Source organism: Gemmiger formicilis (genome assembly GCF_900167555.1).
GTDB lineage: Bacteria > Bacillota > Clostridia > Oscillospirales > Ruminococcaceae > Gemmiger > Gemmiger formicilis.
Window position 1 is genome coordinate 1 of sequence record NZ_FUYF01000070.1, and the last position, 2,224, is coordinate 2,224.

Here is a 2,224-nt window from a genome sequence, read left to right on the forward strand (position 1 = left end):
ACTGTCCGGCCGCTTTTGCTTTGACCGAGGATGAAGCTGCTGCGGCCGTAGACGCGCATGGCAAGGATGCCGTCTCCGGCAATCTGTTCCTGTGGCTGCTGTGCGCTATCGCTTTTTTGAAAGTTAGCACCAAACTGGACGGCATCCTGCATTCATTGGGCATCGGCGTTTCGCGTTCGCCTGGCTCAATGCTGTCCGAGACATTGCTGGCTTTCCGTGGTTTTGAAATTGGCAAAGCCTTTATGGGGCTGGGCGCTGCAAAAGCCGCCGCCACAACTGCTGCCACAAAAAACACACCCGGCAATACCTATGCAGGCGGGCTTTCCGGCATGGTAAGCCGCCATGTGCAGCAAAGCACGGCAAGTTCCATCAGCGGGCAGTCCGGCGGCATCGGCGCATCACTGGGCGGAACCATGTATCACAACAGCCTTGGCAAAGATGGCGGTTTTGCCAGCAAGGTCATCGGCTCCATCGCCACCGGGCAAACCAGCGGCTGCATTACAGGTGACAGCGCCGTGGAAGCGCTCAATGGTTATTTTGCAGGTACCAGCGACATGGACGCTATGCAGATTCCTGCCACCGGTGAAAATATTCCCACTGCAATGGCAACAGCTGAAAGCGATACCGTAACAGACTCTCCTATCCCCGCCACGCCGCTGGCGCTGGAGGGCGATAGCACGGTTGATGTTTCGCCTACCCGCGACAGCGAAATTACCATGCACGCCGGTGGCAGTCCTGCTGTTACGGAGCAGACCACCATTCCCACTTCGTCCTCTATTCAGCAGGCCGCCATGAACCGCGTGTTGTTGGGGCAGATGGGCAACAGTGTCACGGACGTAGAAATCGGCGGCGGAAAAATTCAGGGGCGCGAGATCATCCCCGGACGCGGTCAGATTCAGTTTGCCATGTACAATGCCCGTCAGTATGAGAAGCCGGAGGGTCACTTCACAGAGCAGACTTCCCGCGACGGCGAAAAGTGGTACAAGGTCTATGCCACGACTCGCGTAGAAAAAACGCCCACCATTCAGGACGAACGTGGGCGTATGCAGTATGATGAGCGCAAGGTCGCCGCCATGCCCAAAGCCCCGGCGCGGAGACACTAAATGATTGAAAATGATACTCAAAATTCACGGCAGGCAGCCTCAGCAGCACTTCGTAACGCGCCCAAACTTGCCAAAATCGCGCAAGCGGGAGTGCAGGGCGGCCCCGCTGGGGCTGCTGCCGAAGCTGTGGTGCAGTATCGCAAGGAAGTACTGGTCGTTGTCATTGCTGTCTTGCTGCTGCCGGTTCTGGTTCTGCTCATGCTTCCCGGTGCGATTTTCGGCACGCTAACGCAGCCCAGTACGGCGGTCAACAACGATTTAGAAGTTGCCGCCAACGTGATACAGCTTCGCAATGCCGTATCGGATATTTTGCAGGAAGCCTACGAGGATACCCTTGCCGAAATAGAATCCGAGCGTGCAAACCTTACCTACAGCGATGTGGTCGATTCCGTGGGCGGTCATGTCTCCTACAATGCCTTTCAGCTCATTTCCATGTATTGCGCCTATCAAGGAGAGGACGACTATACCAAAATCAGCCTAACTGACCTTTCTGAACAGGTGCAAGCGCACCAGACAGAATATTATGCCTACACCACTTCCGAGGAAGTCCGCACTGAGCCTGTACAGAAAGAGGTGCGTGGGCAGACTATAACTGTACAAGAGGATCACACCTACACCGTTTTCGCGCTTTCCTATGTGGGCGATGACTACTTTGCCGACACGGTCTGGCAGCTTGACGACAAGCAGAAAAGCTATGCCGATGCCTATGCGCATAACCTGACCGTCTACCTCCACGAAATTGAAGAACGCGAAGGTATCTCGATTCTGGGACAAATCAACGATGCACTTATTGATGATGACTCCCCTGCCCCCAACGGCGTGTTCGGCAATCCGTTCAATGACCCCAACTGGGAACAGCACATTACTTCTTTCTTTGGTAAACGTGATGATGTCGGCATTCCCGGCAAGGATACCACCAACCATAATGGCATGGACATTGCGTATCCTTACGGCACACCAATTCTGGCGGTGGAGGCCGGTACGGTCATAAAGGCCGGCTACCATGTCAGTTATGGAAATTATCTCGTCATCAACCACGGCGGCGGGTATTGCACCCTTTACGCCCATTGCAGCCAGCTTTTGGCTCAGGTTGGCGATACGGTGAACAAATACGACACCAT

1 protein-coding gene and 1 pseudogene are annotated in these 2,224 nt (G+C 54.9%); both read left to right on the plus strand.

All coding sequences use genetic code 11. The annotated features are described in order from the left end of the window. Window positions 1-1,103 (plus strand): annotated as a pseudogene (locus B5D32_RS14520) (hypothetical protein); the annotation flags it as partial. Next, on the plus strand, window positions 1,104-2,224 hold a 1,121-nt coding region (locus B5D32_RS14525; protein WP_143402814.1), incomplete at its 3' end, for a M23 family metallopeptidase.